This is a genomic window from Pseudomonas benzopyrenica (genome assembly GCF_036884265.1).
Lineage (GTDB): Bacteria > Pseudomonadota > Gammaproteobacteria > Pseudomonadales > Pseudomonadaceae > Chryseomonas > Chryseomonas benzopyrenica.
The window spans coordinates 1,719,149-1,740,743 of sequence record NZ_CP145723.1 but is presented as its reverse complement, the minus strand read 5'-3'; the positions used below and the strand labels follow the sequence as shown (position 1 = coordinate 1,740,743).

The 21,595-nt window shown below is 66.3% G+C and carries 18 protein-coding genes; 12 read left to right on the top strand and 6 right to left on the bottom strand.

Features of this window, described 5'->3' with window-relative positions:
- Window positions 1–161: 161 nt before the first annotated feature.
- The 4 genes from V6W80_RS08025 to V6W80_RS08010 all read left to right on the top strand — a co-directional run bounded on the left by V6W80_RS08025 (window position 162) and on the right by V6W80_RS08010 (window position 6,150).
- Window positions 162–1,775 (top strand): hybrid sensor histidine kinase/response regulator, encoded by a 1,614-nt coding sequence (locus V6W80_RS08025; RefSeq protein ID WP_026083928.1) that lies wholly within the window; start codon window positions 162–164, stop codon window positions 1,773–1,775.
- A 261-nt stretch (window positions 1,776–2,036) separates the two neighbouring features.
- Window positions 2,037–3,530, top strand: a complete 1,494-nt coding sequence (locus V6W80_RS08020; RefSeq protein ID WP_064308015.1) for an ATPase domain-containing protein — start codon at window positions 2,037–2,039, stop codon at window positions 3,528–3,530.
- Window positions 3,527–5,629, top strand: coding sequence for an ATP-binding protein (locus V6W80_RS08015; protein ID WP_338546513.1), 2,103 nt, complete (start codon window positions 3,527–3,529; stop codon window positions 5,627–5,629). The genes V6W80_RS08020 and V6W80_RS08015 overlap by 4 nt, the downstream gene beginning before the upstream one ends.
- A gap of 35 nt (window positions 5,630–5,664) precedes the next feature.
- Window positions 5,665–6,150 (top strand): GNAT family N-acetyltransferase, encoded by a 486-nt coding sequence (locus tag V6W80_RS08010; protein WP_017641829.1) that lies wholly within the window; start codon window positions 5,665–5,667, stop codon window positions 6,148–6,150.
- 826 nt (window positions 6,151–6,976) lie between these two features.
- Here the strand turns inward: V6W80_RS08010 and codA are convergent.
- Complete coding sequence (gene codA / locus V6W80_RS08005) at window positions 6,977–8,218, bottom strand: cytosine deaminase (RefSeq protein WP_338546512.1); 1,242 nt, start codon at window positions 8,216–8,218, stop codon at window positions 6,977–6,979.
- 11 nt (window positions 8,219–8,229) lie between these two features.
- Complete coding sequence (gene codB, locus V6W80_RS08000) at window positions 8,230–9,489, bottom strand: cytosine permease (protein WP_064308009.1); 1,260 nt, start codon at window positions 9,487–9,489, stop codon at window positions 8,230–8,232.
- Window positions 9,490–9,686: 197 nt separating this feature from the next.
- Here codB and V6W80_RS07995 point away from each other — a divergent pair, with 197 nt between their 5' ends.
- From V6W80_RS07995 to V6W80_RS07960, 8 genes are all read left to right on the top strand, one after another.
- Window positions 9,687–10,604, top strand: a complete 918-nt coding sequence (locus V6W80_RS07995) for a 3-hydroxyacyl-CoA dehydrogenase family protein (protein WP_338546511.1) — start codon at window positions 9,687–9,689, stop codon at window positions 10,602–10,604.
- Window positions 10,601–12,043, top strand: a complete 1,443-nt coding sequence (locus V6W80_RS07990; protein WP_338546510.1) for a sigma-54 interaction domain-containing protein — start codon at window positions 10,601–10,603, stop codon at window positions 12,041–12,043. Before V6W80_RS07995 ends, V6W80_RS07990 begins: the two co-directional genes overlap by 4 nt.
- Window positions 12,044–12,401: 358 nt before the next feature.
- Window positions 12,402–13,796 (top strand): GntP family permease, encoded by a 1,395-nt coding sequence (locus V6W80_RS07985; RefSeq protein WP_160922984.1) that lies wholly within the window; start codon window positions 12,402–12,404, stop codon window positions 13,794–13,796.
- Between the two features lie 10 nt (window positions 13,797–13,806).
- Window positions 13,807–14,559 (top strand): 3-hydroxybutyrate dehydrogenase, encoded by a 753-nt coding sequence (locus tag V6W80_RS07980; protein WP_338546509.1) that lies wholly within the window; start codon window positions 13,807–13,809, stop codon window positions 14,557–14,559.
- A gap of 19 nt (window positions 14,560–14,578) precedes the next feature.
- The gene (locus V6W80_RS07975; RefSeq protein ID WP_017641836.1) at window positions 14,579–15,280 is read left to right on the top strand and encodes a CoA transferase subunit A; all 702 of its coding nucleotides are present in this window, start codon (window positions 14,579–14,581) and stop codon (window positions 15,278–15,280) included.
- Window position 15,281: 1 nt separating this feature from the next.
- Window positions 15,282–15,908: a CoA transferase subunit B gene (locus tag V6W80_RS07970; protein ID WP_338546508.1), complete on the top strand. Its 627-nt coding sequence runs from the start codon at window positions 15,282–15,284 to the stop codon at window positions 15,906–15,908.
- Between the two features lie 14 nt (window positions 15,909–15,922).
- Window positions 15,923–17,104, top strand: coding sequence for an acetyl-CoA C-acetyltransferase (locus tag V6W80_RS07965; RefSeq protein WP_338546507.1), 1,182 nt, complete (start codon window positions 15,923–15,925; stop codon window positions 17,102–17,104).
- A 127-nt stretch (window positions 17,105–17,231) separates the two neighbouring features.
- The gene (locus V6W80_RS07960) at window positions 17,232–18,653 is read left to right on the top strand and encodes a short-chain fatty acid transporter (protein ID WP_338546505.1); all 1,422 of its coding nucleotides are present in this window, start codon (window positions 17,232–17,234) and stop codon (window positions 18,651–18,653) included.
- Between the two features lie 56 nt (window positions 18,654–18,709).
- Here the strand turns inward: V6W80_RS07960 and V6W80_RS07955 are convergent, their stop codons facing one another.
- From V6W80_RS07955 to V6W80_RS07940, 4 genes are all read right to left on the bottom strand, one after another.
- Window positions 18,710–18,934, bottom strand: coding sequence for a hypothetical protein (locus V6W80_RS07955; protein ID WP_017641840.1), 225 nt, complete (start codon window positions 18,932–18,934; stop codon window positions 18,710–18,712).
- Window positions 18,935–19,064: 130 nt separating this feature from the next.
- Window positions 19,065–19,817, bottom strand: a complete 753-nt coding sequence (locus V6W80_RS07950) for a TerC family protein (RefSeq protein WP_017641841.1) — start codon at window positions 19,815–19,817, stop codon at window positions 19,065–19,067.
- 113 nt (window positions 19,818–19,930) lie between these two features.
- Entirely contained in the window at window positions 19,931–20,746 is an 816-nt protein-coding gene (locus V6W80_RS07945) for a quaternary amine ABC transporter ATP-binding protein (RefSeq protein WP_133859485.1), read from the bottom strand.
- Complete coding sequence (locus V6W80_RS07940) at window positions 20,743–21,594, bottom strand: ABC transporter permease (RefSeq protein WP_017641843.1); 852 nt, start codon at window positions 21,592–21,594, stop codon at window positions 20,743–20,745. Before V6W80_RS07940 ends, V6W80_RS07945 begins: the two co-directional genes overlap by 4 nt.
- Between the last annotated feature and the right edge of the window lies 1 nt (window position 21,595).

Genomic DNA, 21,595 nt, shown 5'->3' with positions numbered 1-21,595 from the left:
ACACTGGCAAATGGCCGCCAAAGCCGCGCCGCGCCTGGCTTTCAGCCTGGCAAAGGAGGATGCCAGACGGCCTCGGACGGCGCACCGGTGAAGTTTTTTCGCCGCTTGGCTGTCTGAGGACCATACCGCCCCATTTTGCCTGCGCAAGGATTCCGCCCCCCGTGAGCCGACAGCACCCACCCCGCAAGGCGCGAGTCGATAATTCAGCGACGAGCGATGTTTCGCACGAGGGCAAGAACATCTTCTTCGCCGCGGTGGAAACGACGCGGATGCCGATGCTGATCACCGATCCCAACCAGCCGGACAATCCGATCCTCTTCGCCAACAATGCCTTCACCGAGATGACCGGCTACCAGGTGGACGAGCTGCTGGGGCGCAATTGCCGGTTCCTGCAGGGGCCGGAGACGGATCGCTCGGTGGTCGCCCAGGTTCGCGAGGCGGTGGAGCAGGAGCGCGAGGTCTCGGTGGAGATCATCAATTACCGCAAGGATGGCTCGACCTTCTGGAATGCGCTGTTCGTCTCGCCGGTGTACAACGAAGCGGGCGAGCTGACCTACTACTTCGCGTCCCAGCTGGACGTCAGCCGCCGTCGCGACGCCGAGGATGCCCTGCGCCAGGCGCAGAAGATGGAGGCCCTCGGCCAGCTCACCGGCGGTATCGCCCACGACTTCAACAACCTGCTGCAGGTGATGATGGGCTATATCGACATCATCCAGCGCACCGCGGAAAAGCCCAGCTTCGACCAGGAGCGCATCGTTCGCAGCGCGACCCATGCCAAGTCCGCAGCCGAACGCGCCAGCACCCTCACCCAGCAATTGCTGGCCTTCTCGCGCAAGCAGAAGCTCGAAGGCCGGGTGCTGAATCTGAACAACCTGATTCGCTCCTCCCACGAACTGGCCGAGCGGACCCTGGGCGATGTGGAGATCCGCACCCAGCTGGATCCGAACCTGTGGAATTGCCGCATCGATCCGACCCAGGCCGAGGTGGCGCTGCTCAATATCCTGATCAATGCGCGAGACGCCCTGGCGGATCGAGCGCAACCCAGCCTGGGCATCGAGACGCGCAACGTCGAGGTGCGCGAACTGGCCAACATGTCCTACGACGGCCTCATGCCGGGCCGTTACGTCAGCCTGGCGATCACCGACAACGGCCACGGCATGCCAGCCAGCATCCGGGACCGGGTGATGGATCCCTTCTTCACCACCAAGGAGGAAGGCAAGGGCTCGGGGCTGGGTCTGTCGATGGTCTATGGCTTCGCCAAGCAATCCGGCGGCACGGTGCGCATCTATTCGGAAGAGGACGTCGGCACCACCCTGCGCCTGTACTTCCCGGTGGACGACAGCCACATCACCCATCAGCAGGGCGAGCAGCGCTCGGAGCGCCGTAATGGCACCGAACGCATCCTGGTGGTGGAAGACCGCCCGGACGTCGCCGAATTGGCCAAGCTGGTGCTGGAAGACTATGGCTATACGGCGCAGATCGCCTTCAACGCCAGCGAGGCCCTGCGCGTGCTGCGGGAGACCGAACAGCCCTTCGATCTGCTCTTCACCGATCTGATCATGCCGGGCGGCATGAACGGCGTGATGCTGGCGCGGGAGGTGAAACGCCTGCATCCGGAGATCAAGGTGCTACTCACCACCGGCTATGCCGAGAACTCCCTGGAGCGCACCGACATCGGCGGTTCGGAATTCGATGTGATCTCCAAGCCCTATATCCCCAACGATCTGGCGCGCAAGATCCGCCGGGTACTGGATGGCCCGAACGGGATCGCCTAAGCATCGCGCCGCGCCAGCCGGTACCGACGTATCGGTATGGCCGGGTGACCGCCTGTCACAGTGGCCTGGCGCCGGCGACAGCATTAGACTGACCATTAACAAGGTGCGGGTCTTGCCGTCACCCTCTCCCGCCGAGGTCTTTCGGCGTGCTGCCGTCACTGCCTGCACCTTGCCGCCGCCCTGTCGAGTCCGCTCGGGGCGCAGGTTGGGCCGCGTATATCCTGTGTTTTTCGCTTCCGCCACCACGAGGTCCGGTCATCCATGAGTTCTCCCAGCCAGTCAATTATCGCGACAGGCAATGCCGGTCTGGATCAGGTGTTACGCGGCGGTTTGCCCAAGGACCGGCTCTATTTGCTGGAAGGCACCCCGGGGTCGGGCAAGACCACCCTGGGCCTGCAATTTCTCTTCGAGGGGGTGCGTCGAGGCGAGTCGGTGCTGTACATCACCCTGTCGGAAACCAGCGAGGAGTTGCAGAGCGTCGCCGAATCCCACGGCTGGAGCCTGGAAGGCATGCACCTGTTCGAACTGTCGGCTGCCGATGCGGTGCTGGGCGGCGCGCAGGAGCAGACCATCCTGCACCCCTGGGAATCCGAATTGGGCGATACCATCGAGTTGATCCAGACCCGGGTGGATGAGCTCAAGCCAAGCCGACTGGTGTTCGACAGCCTGTCGGAGATGCGCCTGCTGGCCCAGGACCCGCTGCGCTATCGACGCCAGGTGCTGGCGCTCAAGCAATTCTTCGCCGGCCGCGGCCTCACCGTCCTGTTGGTAGATGACCTAACCACCAGCGGCGGCGAGCGGGACAATCATCTGCACAGCCTCTGCCACGGCGTGTTGACCCTGGAACGCCTGACCCTGGACTTCGGCGCCGCTCGTCGCCGCCTGCAGATCCAGAAGCTGCGCGGCCGGGACTTCGTCGCCGGTTATCACGACTTCACCATCCGCCATGGCGGCCTGGAGGTCTATCCACGGATGATCGCCGCGGGGCGCTACCAGGATTTCGCCGGCGAGCCGGTACCCAGCAGCATCGCCGACATGGATGCCCTGTTGCACGGCGGGCCCTTGCGTGGCACCAGCACCCTGATCACCGGGCCGGCCGGCACCGGCAAGACGACCCTGGCCCTGCAGTACGTGATGGCCGCCTGCGCCCGCGGCGAGAGGTGCGCCCTCTATGAATTCGACGAGCGCATCGGCACCTTGCTCAAGCGTGCGGAAAGCATGGGGATGCCGCTGCTGCGCTATATCGAGGAAGGCCTGCTGGTGGTTCACCAGATCGATCCCGCCGAGCTGTCTCCCGGTGAATTCGCCTGGCGCGTGCGGCGAGACGTCGAGGAGGACAACTGCCGGATGCTGGTGCTGGACAGCCTCAACGGCTACCTCGCCGCCATGCCCCAGGAACAGCAGTTGATCCTGCAGCTGCACGAATTGCTCTCCTATCTGAGCCAGTCCGGGGTCGTCACCTTTCTCATCAACCCCCAGCATGGCCTGGTCGGCTCGATGACCTCCAGCCTGGACATCTCCTATATCGCCGACACCGTGGTGCTGATTCGCTTCTTCGAGGCCCAGGGACGCCTGCGCAAGGCCATCTCCATCCTCAAGCATCGCGGGGGTGGCCATGAGGATGCGATTCGGGAATTGCGCATCGATACCCGGGGCATCCGCGTGGGCCAGCCCCTGGTGGACTTCCGCGGCGTGCTGACCGGAACCCCGGAATACTTCGGTGCCAAGCAACCCCTGATGGAAGAGCGCGATTGACCGAGACCACGACGCCGGCCTGTGAGCTGATCATCTGCGCCCCGTTGCGGGGTGACGCGGCCAGTCTGCAGCGCCTCTTCACCCAGGGCTACCACACGCGTTACCTGGCCAGCCTCGACGAGGTCGCCGCCGCGCTGGGCGACGAGACGGGCATCATCGTGTTCACCGAAGAGGCCCTGCGCCAGGACCTGCAGGCGCTGGCAGAGGCGCTGGAGCGGCAACCGACCTGGTCGGACATCCCGCTGGTGCTGCTGGCCTCCGACGCCAAACGCTCGGGCCGCGGCAATGACCTCCTGCGTCGGCAGCTGCCGGCGGCGACCACCAATCTGGTCATCCTGGAGCGCCCGCTGAGCGGTGCCTCCCTGCTGAGCAGCGTGGCCTCGGCCTGGCGTTCGCGCCTGCGCCAGTTCGAGATGCGCGACCGCCTCGCCGAACTCGCCCAGGAACGCGAGCGCATGCAGACACTGCTGGAGAACCTGCCGGTCGGCGTGTGCTTCATGGACAGCGAAGGCCGCACCCTGGTCAGCAATCCCTTCTATGAGCAGCATGTGCCCGGTCAGCGTATCCCCTCCCAGCAACCCGAGGAAGCCACACGCTGGACCGCGCTCGACGACAATGGACGCCTCTTGCCGCCCGAGCGGTTTCCGGGTGCCCGCGCCCTGGCTGGCGAGCGGGTCAAGGGCCAGGATTTCTATCACACCACCGCGACCGGCGAGGAATCCTGGTTGCGGGTAAGCGCGGTGCCCCTGCACGACGCCACCCAGCGGATCATCGGGGCGACCACGGTGATCGCCGACATCAGCGACGAAAAGCGCGCCGAACTGGCCTTGCGCCGCTTCAACGAAGAACTGGAATTCCAGGTCGAGGAACGCACCCGGACCCTGGCCCACACCCTCAGCGAGCTGCAACGGGAAACCGTCGAGCGCAGTCGCGCCGAGGAGCAGTTGCGCCAGTCACTGAAAATGGAAGCGGTCGGCCAGCTCACCGGCGGCATCGCCCATGACTTCAACAACATGCTGACCGGGGTGCTGGGCGCGCTGGATCTGATGAAGATCAAGAACAAGGGCCAGCTGGCGGGCCTGGAGCGCTACATGGAAGCCGCCCAGCATTCGGCGCACCGGGCGGCGGCGCTGACCCAGCGGCTGCTGGCCTTTTCCCGGCGGCAATCGCTGGAATCCCGGCCAATGTCCGCCAATGACCTGATCCTGGCGCTGCAGGACCTGCTGCAACGCACGGTGAGCGAGCAGATCTCGGTGACCCTGGCGCTGGCCGATGACCTGCCCTGGATCCTGGCTGATGCCAACCAGCTGGAGAATGCCCTGCTCAACCTGGTGATCAATGCCCGCGATGCCATGCCGCACGGCGGTGTCATCACCCTGGAGACCTATCCGCTGACGGTCACCGAGCCGGGTAGCGGGGATGATGCGCTGGCCCTGGGCGATTACGTCTGCCTCGAAGTCCGGGACACCGGGACCGGCATCCCCGAGCGCCTGCTCGGCAAGGTGCTCGAACCCTTCTTCACCACCAAACCCCAGGGCCAGGGCACGGGGCTGGGTCTGTCGATGGTCTATGGCTTCGCCCGGCAGAGCAACGGCCGCCTGACCATCGCCAGCGACACGACGGGGACGCGGGTTTGCGTCTGCCTGCCGGCGGCCGAGCAGCGCCGCGAACCCAAGCGGATCGAGCCGGCCGAATTCGTCCAGGGCGCTGGCGAGACCATCCTCCTGGTGGAGGACGACGATGCGGTGCGGTTGGTCAATCAGGAAGCGCTGGAAGCCCTGGGTTATCGCGTCTGGAGCGCGGCCGAAGGCAAGGCCGCGTTGCACCTGCTGGAGCAGATCCCGCGGCTGGATCTGCTGGTGACCGATGTGGGCCTGCCGGGCCTCAATGGTCGCCAGCTGGCGGAAGTGATCCAGCAGCTCAGGCCGCGGCTGCCGGTGCTGTTCCTCACCGGCTACGCCGAGGGCGCGCTCAGTAGGACCAGCTTCCTGGGTGGTAACATGGAATTGATGACCAAGCCCTTCACCCTGGACCAGTTGGCCGCGCAGGTCGCCGCCATGCTGTCCGGGTCCGCCAATCGGGCCGTGGTGCCCTCCTGAGGTCGCCGCTGCCCCACGACCTGACCAAGGCACCCATGACCACCCAGATCCGCCCCGCCCGCCGCACCGACGCCGCCCGCATCCATGCATTGATCGTCGAGTTGGCCGACTACGAAAAGGCCATCCACGAGGTCCTGGCCAGCCCGGCCCAGATCGAGGCCACGCTGTTCGCCGCCGACACCCCGACCCGCGCCCTGGTCGCCGAGCAGGAAGGTGTGGTGGTGGGCTATGCCGTGTATTTCTACAGCTATTCCACCTGGTTGGGCCGCAACGGCATCTACCTGGAAGACCTCTATGTGAGCCCCAGCGCCCGCGGCACCGGCCTGGGCAAGGGCCTGCTGCGCGAGCTGGCCCGCGAGGCGGTGGCCAACGATTGCGGTCGCCTGGAATGGAGCGTGCTGGACTGGAACACCCCCGCCATCGACTTCTACGAAAGCCTGGGCGCCCAGGCCCAGAGCGAATGGGTACGCTATCGCCTGGATGGCGCCGCGCTGCGGGATTTCGCCGAAAGCGGGCGATAGGCTTTCGTAGGTTTAGTTAAGCGCAGCGAAGCCCAACAGCTGTTGCCCCGGCGCCGGATTTGTTGGGCTTCGACGGTAGAGCCGTCTCAACCCAACCTACGGTGATCGGGGCCATGGCATGGTCGATAGCTGAACCGCCGTAGGTTGGGCTGAGCGCAGCGAAGCCCAACGGACGATGCTTCAAGCGCGTGATGTTGGGCTTCGACGGTAGAGCCGTCTCAGCCCAACCTACGGTGATCGGGGCCATGGCATGGCCGATAGCTGAACCGCCGTAGGTTGGGCTGAGCGCAGCGAAGCCCAACGGACGATGCTTCAAGCGCGTGATGTTGGGCTTCGACGGTAGAGCCATCTCAGCCCAACCTACGGTGATCGCGGCATGGTCACGATAGCTGAACCGCCGTAGGTTGGGTTGAGCGCAGCGAAGCCCAACGGACGATGCATCAGGCGCGTAATGTTGGGCTTCGACGGTAGAGCCGTCTCAGCCCAACCTACGGTGATCGCGGCATGGTCACGATAGCTGAACCGCCGTAGGTTGGGTTGAGCGCAGCGAAGCCCAACAGGCGATGCTTCGGGCGTGTGATGTTGGCGGTCCGCTCCGACACCCTGGCTTCCCCGTAGGAGCGGCCCATGGCCGCGATCCGTGTCAGCCGGCGCGTGGAAACGGCGCAGCCTTATCCGCTGGAGCTTCGGCATGGGGCTTGCCCTCACCCCAGCCCTCCCAGAGGAGAGGGGGTTATTCGAGCGAGCGGCAGGTCTTTGTCAGTACTGAAGAATCGCGATCAACCGGCACCAGCCTATTCATCGCACAGTCCCCAGCCAGAGTCCATTACAGATCCGCCAACTCCACCTGCGCCGGGCGGCGTTGCATCAGCACCTTGCCGTGGCGGATGGAATACAGCGGCAGGCCCTGGCTGCGGACCATCTCGTAGTCGCTCTCGGCGGACAGCACCAGCAGATTGGCGGGGCGCCCCTCCTCCAGGCCATAACGGTCGCCCAGGCACAGCGCCTTGGCACTGTTCACCGTGACCAGATCCAGCGCCGACTGCAGGTTGCGATAGCCGAGCATATGGCAGATGTGCAGCCCTGCTTCCAGCACGCGCAGGATGTTGCCGTTGCCCAGCGGATACCAGGGATCGACGATGGAATCCTGGGCGAAGCAGACGTTGAGGCCGGCCTCCAGCAACTCATTGACCCGGGTCACGCCGCGGCGCTTGGGAAAGCTGTCGAAGCGACCCTGCAGGTGAATGCTCTCGGTCGGGCAGGAGATGAAGTTGATGCCGGCGTGGGTCAGCAGGCGAAACAGCTTGGCGCAGTAGGCGTTGTCGTAGGAGCCCATGGCGGTGGTATGGCTGGCGGTGACCCGCGAACCCATGCCGCGGCTGCGCGCCTCTTCGGCCAGCACCTCCAGGAAGCGCGAGTGAGGATCGTCGGTCTCGTCGCAATGGACGTCCACCAGGCAGCCGCTGCGCTCGGCCAGGTCCATGAGGAATTTCACCGAGCTCACCCCCTGGTTGCGGGTGTACTCGAAGTGCGGGATGCCGCCGACCACATCGGCGCCCAGGCGGATCGACTCCTCCATCAGCTCGCGGCCGTTCTTGAAGGATTCGATGCCCTCCTGGGGAAAGGCGACGATCTGCAGATCGATCAGGTGCCGGGTTTCCTCGCGCACCTCCAGCATGGCCTTGAGCGCGGCCAGGGACGGATCGGTGACGTCGACATGGGTGCGCACGTGCTGGATGCCGTGGGCGGCCAAGGCGCGGATGGTGCGCTTGGCGCGGGTCTTGGTGTCTTCCTGGGTGATGGTGGCCTTGCGCTCGCCCCAGCACTCGATGCCTTCGAACAGGGTGCCGCTCATGTTCCAGCGCGGCTCGCCGGCGGTCAGGGTGGCATCGAGGTGGATGTGCGGCTCGACGAAGGGCGGCACTACCAGGTTGCCGGCGGCGTCGATGTCGTCCGGCCCCACCGCGGGGGGCATCAACTGCTCGGCGATGGCAGCGATGCGCCCGCCTTCGAGGCGGATGTCGTACAGGCCTTCACGGTCACGCAAGCGGGCGTTGAGGATGCGCATGGTAGATCTCCCTAGAGCGAGGCAGGAGCAGTAGTACGCCCCCGAGTCAGTCCATTGAACACGCCATAGGCCAGTGCCGCCACCCCGATACCCACCAGCGGTGCGACCCAGGGTGAGCCGAAGGCGGCGATGGTGCCCAGCCCATAGGCGGCCAGGCCCGGCCAGTTGTAGTGCGGCAGACGGGCCTCGGCGAGCAAGGGATAGCGCCCGCGATGGCGCAGCCAGAAGTCGGCGACGATCACCCCGCCGATGGGCGGGATCACCGTACCGAGCAGGACCAGATAGGGCACCAGCAGGTCGTACATGCCCAGCACCGCCAGGGCTGTGCCGATCAGGGCGCCGGCCAGGGTCACGGTCTTGCGGCGGTCGGTACGCACCAGGTTGCAACCGGCCACGGCGAAGTTGTAGATGGTGTTGTCCTGGGTGCTCCAGATGTTGAGCAGCAGCATGGCCAGGGCGGCGGTGGCGAAGCCCTGCAGCATCAGCACCTCCACCACGTCGGGCTGCTGGTAGACGATGGCGCCATAGGCGCCGATCAGCACCATCAGACCGTTGCCGATGAAGAAGCCGATCAGGCTGGCCAGCACCGCCACTCGCGTGGAGCGGGCGAAGCGCGTCCAGTTGGTGGCCTGGGTGGCACCGCTGACGAAGGTGCCGAATACCAGGGTGATGGCGGTGGACAGGTCCAGGCTGCTGCTGGGTTGGATCGCCAGCAGGCCGGCCAGGCCGCCGGCCTTGGCGGTGGTCACGCTCATGGACAGGATCAGCAGCAGCGCCATGGCCGGCACGGCGATCCAGGAAAGGATCTCCAGGCCGCGATAGCCGATGTAGGCAGTGGCGCAGAAGCCCAGGCCGAATACCGCCATCAGCGCCAGCACCGCGCCCTGCTCCAGGCCGAAGTACTTGCCCAGCACCACGGCGGCGGTGGCCGTACCCCAGGCGTACCAGCCGATCTGGGTGAAGCCGAGGATGAGGTCGCACAGCTTGCTGCCGCGCTCGCCGAAGGCGAAGCGCCCCATGAGCACCGAGTTGAGGCCGCTGCGACAGGCGATATGGCCGAGGGCCGCGGCATAGAGACCCAGCAGCAGATTGCCGAGGGCGATCACCAGCAGCAGGTCGGCGAAGCCGAAGGCCACCCCCAGCTTGCCGCCGGCGAACATGGTGGCGGTAAAGAAGGTGAAGCCCAGCAGCACCATGGCCAGGGAGGCCAAGCCCTTGCGGGCCTCGGGCGGGACTTCGCTCAGGGGGTAGTCGTTGCCAGCGTTGCTCATGGCGATCTCCTCGGGATGGGCGTGCCTGTCCTTAGCAGTGCCCGTGCCAGGCATCGTCGAGCGGCGTGGCAGAGCCGTGGCGTAGCCGCAGGTCCGCAGCTGGAGCCCACCTTTGGTGCAAGGGAGCGCCCCCGTGCCTTGGCCGGGGGCGGTCAAGTGTGAGACGGTTGCCGCGGCCGTCTCACAAGGAAAAGATCATGACCACGCCACGCCTCGCCGTCCTGGGTTCCGGTCTCATGGGCATCGGCATCGCCGTGCATCTCGCCCGCCACGGCCATGCCGTGCGCCTGCAGGATGTCGACCCCGCCCGTCTCGCCGAGGTGGCCGCCACCGTGCGTACCCTGCTCGCCGAGCTGGAAGAAGCCGACATCGCCGTGGACACCGAGGCGGTCGCCGCCCGCCTCACGACCACGACCGAGCTTGCCGATCTCGCCGACTGCGACCTGCTGTTCGAAGCCGTGCCCGAGCGCCTGGAACTCAAGCATCGTCTCTATGCCCAGCTCGAAGCCGTGCTGCGCCCGGACGCCCTGATCGCCAGCAACACCAGTGGCCTGCCCCCGGACGAGCTGGCCGCGCACCTGCGTCATCCCGAGCGCCTGCTGATCGCCCACTTCTGGAATCCGCCACACTTCATTCCCCTGGTGGAGCTGGTGCCCGGCACGGACACCCTGCCCACGCACCTGGAGTCCGTGCGCCAACTGCTGGAAGCCGCCGACCTGGAGGCCGTGGTGTTGCAGCGGGCCATTCCCGGCTTCGTCGGCAATCGCCTGCAATTCGCCCTGTTGCGCGAGGCCCTGCACATCGTGCAGAGCGGCGCGGCGGATGCCGAGACGGTGGATCGGGTGATGCGCGCTTCCCTGGGTCGGCGCTATGCCATGGTCGGCCCCCTGGAGGCGGCGGACATGGGCGGGCTGGACACCTTTCGCGACATCGCCAGCCACCTCTGGCCAACCCTGGCGCGGGACGAGGCGCCGCTGCAGCTGCTGGAAGACCAGGTGGCCGCCGGCCGCACCGGCGTGCGCAGTGGCGCGGGGTTCTATGACTGGGACGCGGCGCGGCGCGAACGCATCGTCCAGCGGCGCCTGCACCAGTTGCGCCATGCGCTGAAGCCATGAGCCGCACCCCACCCGGTCTGCCGGGGCTGGAAGACTATGCCGGCATTCGCCAGCGGGCGATCCGCTCGCTGTTCGAGATCATCGAGCAGACCAGCAATGGCACGGTGATCGTCGACCGCGACGCGCGCATCGTCTGGATCAACCAGAGATACGCCCAGCACTTCGGCCTGCCGGATGCCGCCGCCGCCATCGGCCAGCCGGTGGAGCAGATCATTCCCCACAGCCTGCTGCGGGAGGTGGCGCGCAACGGTCAGCCGATCCTGCTGGACATGCTGGAGACCCGCAGCGGCCCCCTGGTGGTGATGCGGCTGCCCATCCATACCGATGACGGCGAACTGATCGGCGCCATCGGCTTCGCCCTGTTCGATCAGTTGCAGCAGCTGGCGCCCCTGGTGACCCGCTACCTGCGCATCCAGGAAGAGCTGGCCACCACCCGGCGTTCGCTGCAGCACGCGCGTACCGCCAAGTACGGCTTCGGCCATTTCGTCGGCAGCGGACCGGCCAGCCTGGAGGTCAAGCGCCGCGCCCGCCGCGCTGCCGCCAGTGCGGCCGCGGTGCTGCTGTTGGGCGAGACCGGCACCGGTAAGGAGCTGCTGGCCCACGCCATCCATGGCGCCTCGCCGCGGGCCGGGCGACCCTTCGTCAGCATCAATGCCGCGGCCATTCCGGAAAGCCTGCTGGAAGCGGAATTCTTCGGCACCGCGCCGGGTGCCTTCACCGGTGCCGAGCGCCGGGCACGTCCAGGCAAGTTGCAGATCGCCCAGGGCGGCACCCTGTTTCTCGATGAGATCGGCGACATGCCCTTGGCCTTGCAGGCCAAGTTGCTGCGCGTGCTGCAGGAAAAGGAATACGAACCCCTGGGCTCCAACGAGGTGCTGGCCTGCGACGTGCGGATGATCGCCGCGACCTCGCGTGACCTGGAAGCGGCCGTGGCCGAGGGACGCTTTCGCGCCGATCTCTATTACCGACTCAATGTGCTGCCGATCCGCATCCCGCCGCTGCGTGAGCGCCTGGACGACCTGGCGGTACTGGCCGAGGCCATCCTCGACAGCCTGCCGCAGGTTGGCGGACAGCCCACCCCTGAACTCACCGCCGATGGCCTGGCGCTGCTGCAGCGCCAACCCTGGCCCGGCAACGTGCGCGAGTTGCGCAACGTGCTGGAACGCGCGGTGCTCTTGGGTGACGACAGCCAGCTGGACGCCAGGGCACTGGCCGCGGCGCTGGATGGGGCCCCCGCACCTGCCACAGCAGGTCAATCCCTCCCTGGCCCGAGCGGCGAAACCTATGCCGAAGCCCGCCAGCGCTTCGACCGCGAGCTGTTGCAGGACACCCTGGCCGCCTGCGGCGGCAAGGTGGATGAAGCCGCCCGCCGTCTGGGTCTGGGGCGGTCTACGCTGTACAAGAAACTAGTGGCCTTGGGGCTGACGTCTCAAAATTGAGATATATCTACATAAAGAGACAGCCTGTAGGAGCGGCCCATGGCCGCGATTGACGATCCATCGCGGCCATGGGCCGCTCCTACAGGGTCCACCCGTAGGTTGGGTTGAGACGGCTCTATCGTCGAAGCCCAACATTGCTGGCCTCGGGGCGATGTTGGGCTTCGCTTCGCTCAACCCAACCTACAGGGTCCAACTTTTGAGACAATTTACCGCTAGCTGGCGAAGATCGAAATAAAACTTCATACAAAACAATAACTTATAAAACTGGCACGGTTCTGGCTCCTGCGTTCAGGCGATCCCTACATCGCCCTATAACAACAAGAACCGCTTCGCCTCAGGCGAAGCTCTAGGAGAAGCCATGAGTGTCCTGATCGCACTCGCTGCCCTGGCGCTGCTGATGTTCGCCGCCTACCGGGGTTTCAGTGTCATCCTCTTCGCCCCTCTCGCCGCCCTTGGCGCCGTGCTGCTCACCGATCCGTCCGCCGTGGCGCCCGCCTTCACTGGGGTGTTCATGGACAAGATGGTGGGCTTTCTCAAACTCTACTTCCCGGTGTTCATGCTCGGCGCCCTGTTCGGCAAGCTGATCGAGCTGTCGGGCTTTTCCCGCGCCATCGTCGCCGCCGCCATCCGCCTGCTCGGTCGCGAACGGGCCATCCCAGTGATCGTCGCGGTCTGCGCCCTGCTGACCTATGGCGGCGTCTCGCTGTTCGTGGTGGTCTTCGCCGTCTATCCCTTCGCCGCCGAGATGTTTCGCCAGAGCGACATCCCCAAGCGGCTGATCCCGGCGACCATCGCCCTGGGCGCCTTCTCCTTCACCATGGATGCCCTGCCCGGCACGCCGCAGATCCAGAACATCATCCCCACCAGCTTCTTCCAGACCACCGCCTGGGCCGCGCCCTGGTTGGGCCTGGCCGGGTCGCTGTTCGTCATCGCGGTGGGCCTCACCTACCTCGGTAGCGCTCGCCGCAAGGCCCGCAACAGTGGCGAGGGCTATGCCAGCGTGCCGCTGCGCAACGAACCCGAGACCGCCGCCGACCTGCCGCTGCCCAATCCCTGGCTGGCTCTGGCGCCGCTGGTGCTGGTAGGCGTGCTCAACCTGCTGCTGACCCGCTGGATTCCCGACTGGTATGGCGCCACCCATAACCTGGCCCTCCCCGGCATGGCCAAGCCGGTGACCCAGGAGGTGGCCAAGCTGACCGGCATCTGGGCGGTGGAAGGCGCGCTGCTGGCGGGCATCCTGCTGGTGCTGGCCACCGGCTTCGGCGCCATCCGCGGGCGGTTGGCCGAGGGCAGCAAGACCGCCGTCTCCGGCGCCCTGCTAGCCGGGATGAACACGGCGTCCGAATACGGCTTCGGCGCGGTGATCGCCGCCCTGCCCGGCTTCGTGCTCTTCGCCCAGGGCCTCAAGGCCATCCCCGATCCGCTGATCAACGAGGCGGTGAGCGTGACCCTGCTGGCCGGCATCACCGGCTCGGCCTCCGGTGGCATGAGCATCGCCCTGGCCGCCATGAGCGACACCTTCATCGCCGCCGCCAATGCCGCGGGCATCCCGCTGGAGGTGCTGCACCGGGTGGCCTCCATGGCCAGTGGTGGCATGGACACCCTGCCGCACAACGGCGCGGTGATCACCCTGCTGGCGGTGACCGGCCTGACCCACCGCGAAGCCTATGGCGGCGTGTTCAAGATCACCCTGATCAAGACCGTGGCGGTGTTCTTCGTCATCGCCCTCTACTACCTGACCGGCCTCGTCTAAGGAGACAACCATGGACCTTACCGGCAAGACCGCCCTGGTCACCGGCTCCACCAGCGGCATCGGCCTGGGCATCGCCCAGCGCCTGGCCGCCGCTGGCGCCACCCTCATCCTCAACGGCTTCGGCGATCCCGCTGCGGCCCAGGCCAGCCTGCCCGATCGCTCGGGCTTCCATGGCGCCGACCTGTCCAGGCCGGAGGAGATCGAAGACCTCTTCGCCTACGCCAAACGCGACTTCGGCGGCGTGGACATCCTGGTCAACAACGCCGGCATCCAGCATGTGGCGCCGCTGGAAGACTTTCCGGTGGAGCGCTGGGACGCGGTGATCGCCCTCAATCTCTCGGCCGTCTTCCACACCACTCGCCTGGCGCTGCCGAGCATGCGCGAACGCGACTGGGGACGGATCGTCAACATCTCCTCGGTGCACGGCCTGGTGGCTTCCACCGGCAAGGCGGCCTACGTGGCCGCCAAGCATGGTGTGGTGGGCCTGACCAAGGTCACGGCCCTGGAGACCGCTCGCACCGGCATCACCTGCAACGCGCTCTGCCCGGGTTTCGTGCTCACCCCGCTGATCCAGCAGCAGTTGGACAGCCGTGGCAGCGACCCGGACCAGGCGCGTCGCGACCTGCTCAGCGAGAAGCAGCCGTCGCAGGAATTCGTCACCACCGACCAGCTGGGCGAGCTGGCGCTGTTCCTGTGCAGCGACGCCGCTGCCCAGGTGCGCGGCGCCGCCTGGACCATGGACGGCGGCTGGACCGCCCAATAACGACAAGAGGATCTCTGCCATGAACAAGCTCTACCCCAACGCCGCGGCCGCCCTCGACGGGCTGGTCAGCGACGGCATCACCCTGGCCGTGGGTGGCTTCGGCCTCTGCGGCATTCCCGAGGCGCTGATCGCCGCCCTGCGCGACACCGGCGCCCGCGAGCTGACCGCCATCAGCAACAACGCCGGGGTGGATGGCTTCGGCCTCGGCCAACTGCTGGAGACCCGGCAGATCCGCAAGATGATTTCCTCCTACGTGGGCGAGAACAAAGAATTCGAGCGCCAGTACCTGGCTGGCGAGCTGGAACTGGAATTCACCCCCCAGGGCACCCTGGCCGAGAAGCTGCGCGCCGGTGGCGCCGGCATCCCGGCGTTCTATACCCGTACCGGTTACGGCACCCTGGTGGCCGAGGGCAAGGAGGTGCGCGACTTCAATGGCCAGCCCCATGTCATGGAACTGGCGCTGACCGCCGACGTGGCCCTGGTCAAGGCGCTGCGCGCCGACAAGGCCGGCAACCTGGTGTTCAACAAGACCGCGCGCAACTTCAATCCGCTGTGCGCCATGGCCGGTCGCGTCTGCGTGGCCGAGGTGGAGGAGCTGGTGGAAGTCGGTGAGCTGGACCCCGACCAGATCCACCTGCCCGGCATCTTCGTGCAGCGCCTGGTGGTCAACGCAAGCCCTGAGAAACGCATCGAGAAACGCACCCTGAGCGAGGAGAAGTAAGATGGCCTGGACCCGTGAACAGATGGCGCAACGCGCCGCCCGGGAGCTGCAGGACGGCTTCTACGTCAATCTTGGCATCGGCTTGCCGACCCTCGTCGCCAACTACATCCCCGCCGGCATGGACGTCTGGCTGCAGTCGGAAAACGGCCTGCTGGGCATCGGCCCCTTCCCCACCGCCGAGACGGTCGATCCGGACCTGATCAACGCCGGCAAGCAGACCGTTACCGCCCTGCCCGGCAGCAGCTATTTCGACAGCGCCACCAGCTTCGGCATGATCCGCGGCGGTCACGTCAACCTGGCCATCCTTGGCGCCATGCAGGTGTCGGCCCAGGGCGACCTGGCCAACTGGATGATCCCCGGCAAGATGGTCAAGGGCATGGGCGGCGCCATGGATCTGGTGGCTGGCGTGCAGCGCGTGGTGGTGCTGATGGAGCATACCGCCAAGGGCGCCCACAAGATCCTGCCGGCCTGCGACCTGCCGCTGACCGGGGTCGGCGTGGTCGACCTGATCATCACCGACCTGGCCGTGCTGGAGGTGACCGAAGGCGGCCTGAAACTGGTGGAACTGGCCGAAGGCGTCAGCCTCGATGAACTGCGCGCCGCCACCGGCGCCCCCATCCAGGCCTGAAGGAGATCCCGATCATGCAAGACGTCGTCATCGTCGCCGCCACCCGCACCGCGGTCGGCAGTTTCCAGGGCTCCCTGGCCAATGTGCCCGCGGTGGAGCTTGGCGCCACCGTCATCCGCGCCTTGCTGGAACAGACCAACGTGGCGCCTGCCGCGGTGGATGAAGTCATCCTCGGCCAGGTGCTCACCGCCGGCGCCGGCCAGAATCCGGCGCGCCAGGCGGCGGTCAAGGCCGGCCTGCCCCACGAGGTGCCGGCCCTGACCCTGAACAAGGTCTGTGGCTCCGGTCTCAAGGCGGTGCAGCTGGCGGTCCAGGCGATCCGCTGCGGCGACGCCGAGATCGTTGTCGCCGGCGGCATGGAGAACATGAGCCTGGCGCCCTATGTGCTGCCCAAGGTACGCACCGGCTTGCGCCTGGGCCATGCCGAGCTGGTCGACACCATGATCAGCGATGGGCTGTGGGATGCCTTCAACGACTACCACATGGGCCAGACCGCGGAGAATCTGGTGCAGAAATACGGCATCAGCCGCGAGGCCCAGGATGCCTTCGCTGCACGCTCCCAGCAGCGCGCCGCGGCAGCGGTGGAGTCCGGGCGGTTCCGCGAGGAGATCACCCCGGTGGCCATCCCCCAGCGCAAGGGCGAACCGCTGCTGTTCGACACCGACGAAGGCATCCGCGCCGACACCGCCGCCGAGGGGCTGGCGCGCCTGCGTCCAGCCTTCACCAAGGACGGCAGCGTCACCGCGGGCAACGCCTCCAGCCTCAACGATGGCGCCGCTGCCGTGCTGGTGATGAGCGCCGCCAAGGCCACCGCCCTGGGGCTCACGCCGCTGGCCTATGTCGCCGCCTATGCCAGCGCCGGGGTGGACCCGGCGATCATGGGCATTGGCCCGGTCTCCGCCACCCGCAAGACCCTGGAAAAGGCCGGCTGGCGGCTGGCCAACCTGGACCTGATCGAAGCCAACGAAGCCTTCGCCGCCCAGGCCCTGGCCGTGGGTCAGGAGCTGGGTTGGGATGACGACAAGGTCAACGTCAACGGCGGCGCCATCGCCCTGGGCCATCCCATCGGCGCCTCCGGTTGCCGGGTGCTGGTGACCCTGCTCCACGAATTGCGCCGCCGTGACGGTCGACGAGGCTTGGCGACCCTGTGCATCGGTGGTGGTCAGGGCGTGGCGCTGGCGGTGGAGCGGCGTTAAAGCCTATCGCGGCCATGGGCCGCTCCTACAGGTCCGGACACCACCGTAGGAGCGGCCCATGGCCGCGATCAATGCATCACCGTCCCGCACTACATTCCCACAAAAAACAACAACAAAAGGACCTCCCATGAGCTCAACCCCTTCCCGCGACTCGCGCAGCGCGCGGTTCGCCCTGGCCTGTTCCAACTGGGCCGAACGCTGGTTTCCCGATTCCTGGGTCTTCGCGGTGCTCGCCGTGGCCGTGGTGGCCCTGGCCGCCCTGGGCATGGGTGCACCGGCGGCCACCACCGCCAAGGCCTTCGGCGATGGCTTCTGGAGTCTGATCCCCTTCACCATGCAGATGGCCTTCGTGGTCATCGGCGGCTATGTGGTCGCCAGTTCCGGCCCGGCCGGGCGCCTGATCGAACGCCTGGCGCGGGTGCCGCGCACCGGACGCGGCGCGGTGTGCTGGGTGGCCCTGGTGGCCATGCTCGCCTCCTTGCTCAACTGGGGTCTGAGCCTGGTGTTCGGCGGCCTGCTGGTGCGCGCCCTGGCGCGGCGAGAAGAACTCAAGATGGACTATCGCGCCGCTGGCGCTGCGGCCTACCTGGGCCTGGGCGCGGTCTGGGCGCTGGGGCTGTCGTCCTCGGCGGCGCAACTGCAGGCCAATCCGGCCAGCCTGCCGCCCTCGATCCTGGCCATCACCGGGGTGATCCCCTTCAGCCAGACGCTGTTCCTCTGGCAATCCGGCGTCCTGCTGATGGTGTTACTGGTGGTCTCGGCGGTGATCGCCTATGTCACCGCCCCGGGGCCGGACAGCGCGCGCGATGCCCGCGCCTGTGGCGTCGATGTCACCCCGGCGCCCAAGCCGGCCGCCAGGCCGACCCGTCCGGGTGAATGGCTGGAATACAGCCCGATCCTGATCGTGTTGCTGGTGCTGCTGGCCGCGGGTTGGCTGGTGCAGGAATTCGCCAGCAAGCCGGCCATCGAGGCCATCTCCGGGCTGAACACCTACAATCTGCTGTTCATCTCCCTGGGCGCCCTGCTGCACTGGCGACCCCGGCACTTCCTCGACGCCGTGGCCCGCGCGGTACCGGCCACCACCGGGGTGTTGATCCAGTTTCCGCTGTACGGCTCCATCGCCGCCATCCTGACCAAGGTCAACGGCGCCGACGGCCAGACCCTGGCGCACCATATTGCAGCGTTCTTCACCCAGATCGCCACCCACGACACCTTCGCCCTGCTGATGGGCGTCTATTCGGCGCTGCTGGGGTTCTTCATCCCCTCGGGTGGGGGCAAGTGGATCATCGAGGCGCCCTATGTGATGCAGGTGGCCAATGACCTGCAGTATCACCTGGGCTGGGCCGTGCAGATCTACAACGCCGCCGAGGCCCTGCCGAATCTGATCAATCCCTTCTACATGCTGCCGCTGCTGGGCGTGCTGGGGCTGAAGGCGCGCGACCTGGTCGGCTTTTCCTTCGTGCAGCTGCTGGTCCATGCACCCCTGGTGCTGGTGCTGCTGTGGCTGTTGGGGGGAACGTTGGCGTATCTGCCGCCGGTACACCCGTAGCTCGGGTGGGGCGCAGACGATAAAGCGGGAGGGGTAAAGCGGAAGCCGGCTGAATCTCAGCCGGCGATGGCCAGGCGGGTGCTGTCGATGATGGCCTGCAGGCGGCTCGGGCTGCTGTATTCGTCACGATAGATCCGGCGGGTGTGCTTGGCCACGCCATGTTCGTTGACGACGATGAAGGAAAAACCCCGTTTGCTAGGGGCGTCGATGACGCAGCTCATCGGCGCGAAAGCGGCGCTGAGGGCATGCATGGCGTTCTGAGCTTGGGCTTGTATGTTCATGACTTCAGTTGTAAACCTCACGTGTGACGCTGCTATGACAAGGGTCCAGACCGATAGTGCCTAGTCCTTGAATTAATTGTTAGCAATAGACGTGCCGGAATGTAACAAGGCCTTCCGGCACGTCTTTTCCTTACTTACCAGCCGTCTGCTGGCGGCGCTTGGCCCGCCGCGACAGCATGTTCAGACCCTCGATCAGCGCCGAGAAGGCCATGGCCGCATAGATATAGCCCTTGGGCACATGGGCGCCGAAACCCTCGGCGATCAGGGTCATGCCGATCATGATCAGGAAGCCCAGCGCCAGCATCACGACGGTGGGGTTCCGGTCGATGAACTTGGCCAGGGGATCGGCCGCCAGCAACATGACGGTCACCGCCACCACCACCGCGATCACCATCACCGGCAGGTGCTCGGTCATGCCCACGGCAGTGATGATGCTGTCCACCGAGAACACCAGATCCAGCAAGAGGATCTGCACGATGGCCGAGCCGAATGCCAGGGTCGCCGTCTCAGCGCCCTTGGTCAGGGCGCTGTCGGGCTCGGGATCGACGTTGTGGTGAATTTCCTTGGTCGCCTTCCACAGCAGGAACAGGCCACCGGCGATGAGGATCAGGTCCTTCCAGGAAAAGCTCTTGCCGAAGACCTCGATGATCGGCTCGGTGAGCTGGACGATCCAGGCCACGGTACCGAGCAGACCCAGACGCAGGATCAACGCCAGGCTGATACCGATGCGGCGGCCCTTCTGCTGTTGATGGGCGGGCAGCTTATTGGTGAGGATGGAGATGAAGATCAGGTTGTCGATACCCAGCACCACCTCCATCACGATCAGGGTAGCCAGGGCAGCCCAGACGGTCGGATCGGCAGCGAGTTGTAGCAGATAGTCCATTGCGGTGCGGTTCCAGTGGGAAGAGAAAGGCCTGACGCGGAGTCAGGCCGTAGGTCTCACCATCAGAGCCTTGGCGGTGTGAAATGCTCGTGAAGACCTCTGCTGCAATTGTTTCAAACTGTCGCAGCAGTACGTCGCTGGACGAAGCGTGCCACGTAGTCGTCGGCCGGCTGGCCGAGGATGTCCGCTGGGGTGCCCACCTGTACCAGCCGACCGTCGCGCAGGATGGCGATGCGATTGCCCAGGCGCAGCGCCTCGTCGAGGTCATGGGTGATGAAGACGATGGTCTTGTGCAGGCGCTGTTGCAATTCCAGCAGCTGCTCCTGCATCTCGGCGCGGATCAGCGGATCGAGGGCGGAAAAGGCCTCGTCCATCAAAATGATCTCGGTGTCCGCCGCCAGGGCGCGGGCCAGGCCGACCCGCTGGCGCATGCCGCCGGACAGCTGGTGCGGCCACTTGCGCTCGTAACCGGCCAGGCCGACCACCTCCAGCCAGTGCAGCGCCCGCTCCCGGCAGACCGCCTTGGGCTCGCCGCGCACCTTGAGGCCATAGGCAACGTTGTCCAGCACCCGCCGATGCGGCAAGAGACCGAAGCTCTGGAACACCATGCTGATGCGCTGGCGCCGCAACTCGCGCAACGCTGGCAGGGGCAGTTGCAGGATGTCCTGACCATCGATGAGGATGCGCCCGCTGCTCGGGTCGATCAGCCGGTTGAAGTGGCGCACCAGGGTCGACTTGCCGGAACCCGAGAGCCCCATGATGACGAAGATCTCGCCTTCGGCGATCTCCAGAGAGAGATCGTCCACCCCCACCACGCAACCGGTACGGGCGAGGATGTCGGCCTTGTCGTGCCCCTCACGGAGCAAGGCCAGGGCTGCCTGCTCGCGCTTGCCGAAGATCTTGGAGACCCGCTCGACGACGATCTTCATCGCTCCACCTCGTGGCGCTGGCGGCCATAGGCCTGGGTGATGCGGTCGATGACCACGGCGAGAATGACGATGGCCAGACCCGCCTGCAGGCCCTTGCCCACGTCCAGGGTCTGGATGCCCACCAGGACCTCTTCACCGAGGCCGCGAGCGCCGATCATGGAGGCGATCACCACCATGGACAGCGCCATCATGGTGGTCTGGTTGATGCCGGCCATGATGCTTGGCAAGGCCAGCGGCAACTGCACGCCGAACAGCTGCTGCCAGCGATTGGCGCCAAAGGCGTTGACCGCCTCCATGACCTCGCGATCGACCTGGCGGATACCCAGGTCGGTGAGGCGGATCAGGGGCGGCGCGGCGTAGATCACCGTGGCGAAGATCGCCGGCACCTTGCCCAGGCCGAACAGCATCAGCACCGGGATCAGGTACACGAAGCTGGGCATGGTCTGCATGATGTCCAGCAGCGGCATCAGCACGAGGCGCAGGCGAGCGCTGCGGGCGCAGAGGATGCCCAGGGGGATGCCGATGATCACCGCGATGGCGGTGGCCACCAGCACCAGGGCCAGGGTCTGCATCAGCTTGTCCCACAGCCCCAGGGCGCCGACCAGGAACAGCAGTCCGGTGATCAGCAGGGTCGGCAACACCCGGCGGGTGGCATGGGCGGCCAGGGCCGCGACGATCAGCAGCAGCGCCCACCAGGGGGTGCCGCGCAGCAGGCCTTCAAGCCAGACGATGGCCTGCAGCAGGGTGTCGGAGATGGTCCGGAAGACGTCGCCGTAGCGGGTCACCAGCCAGTCGACACCGCGATTGACGGCGTCGGCGAAGGAAAAGGTCAGGCCCTCGGGAAACATC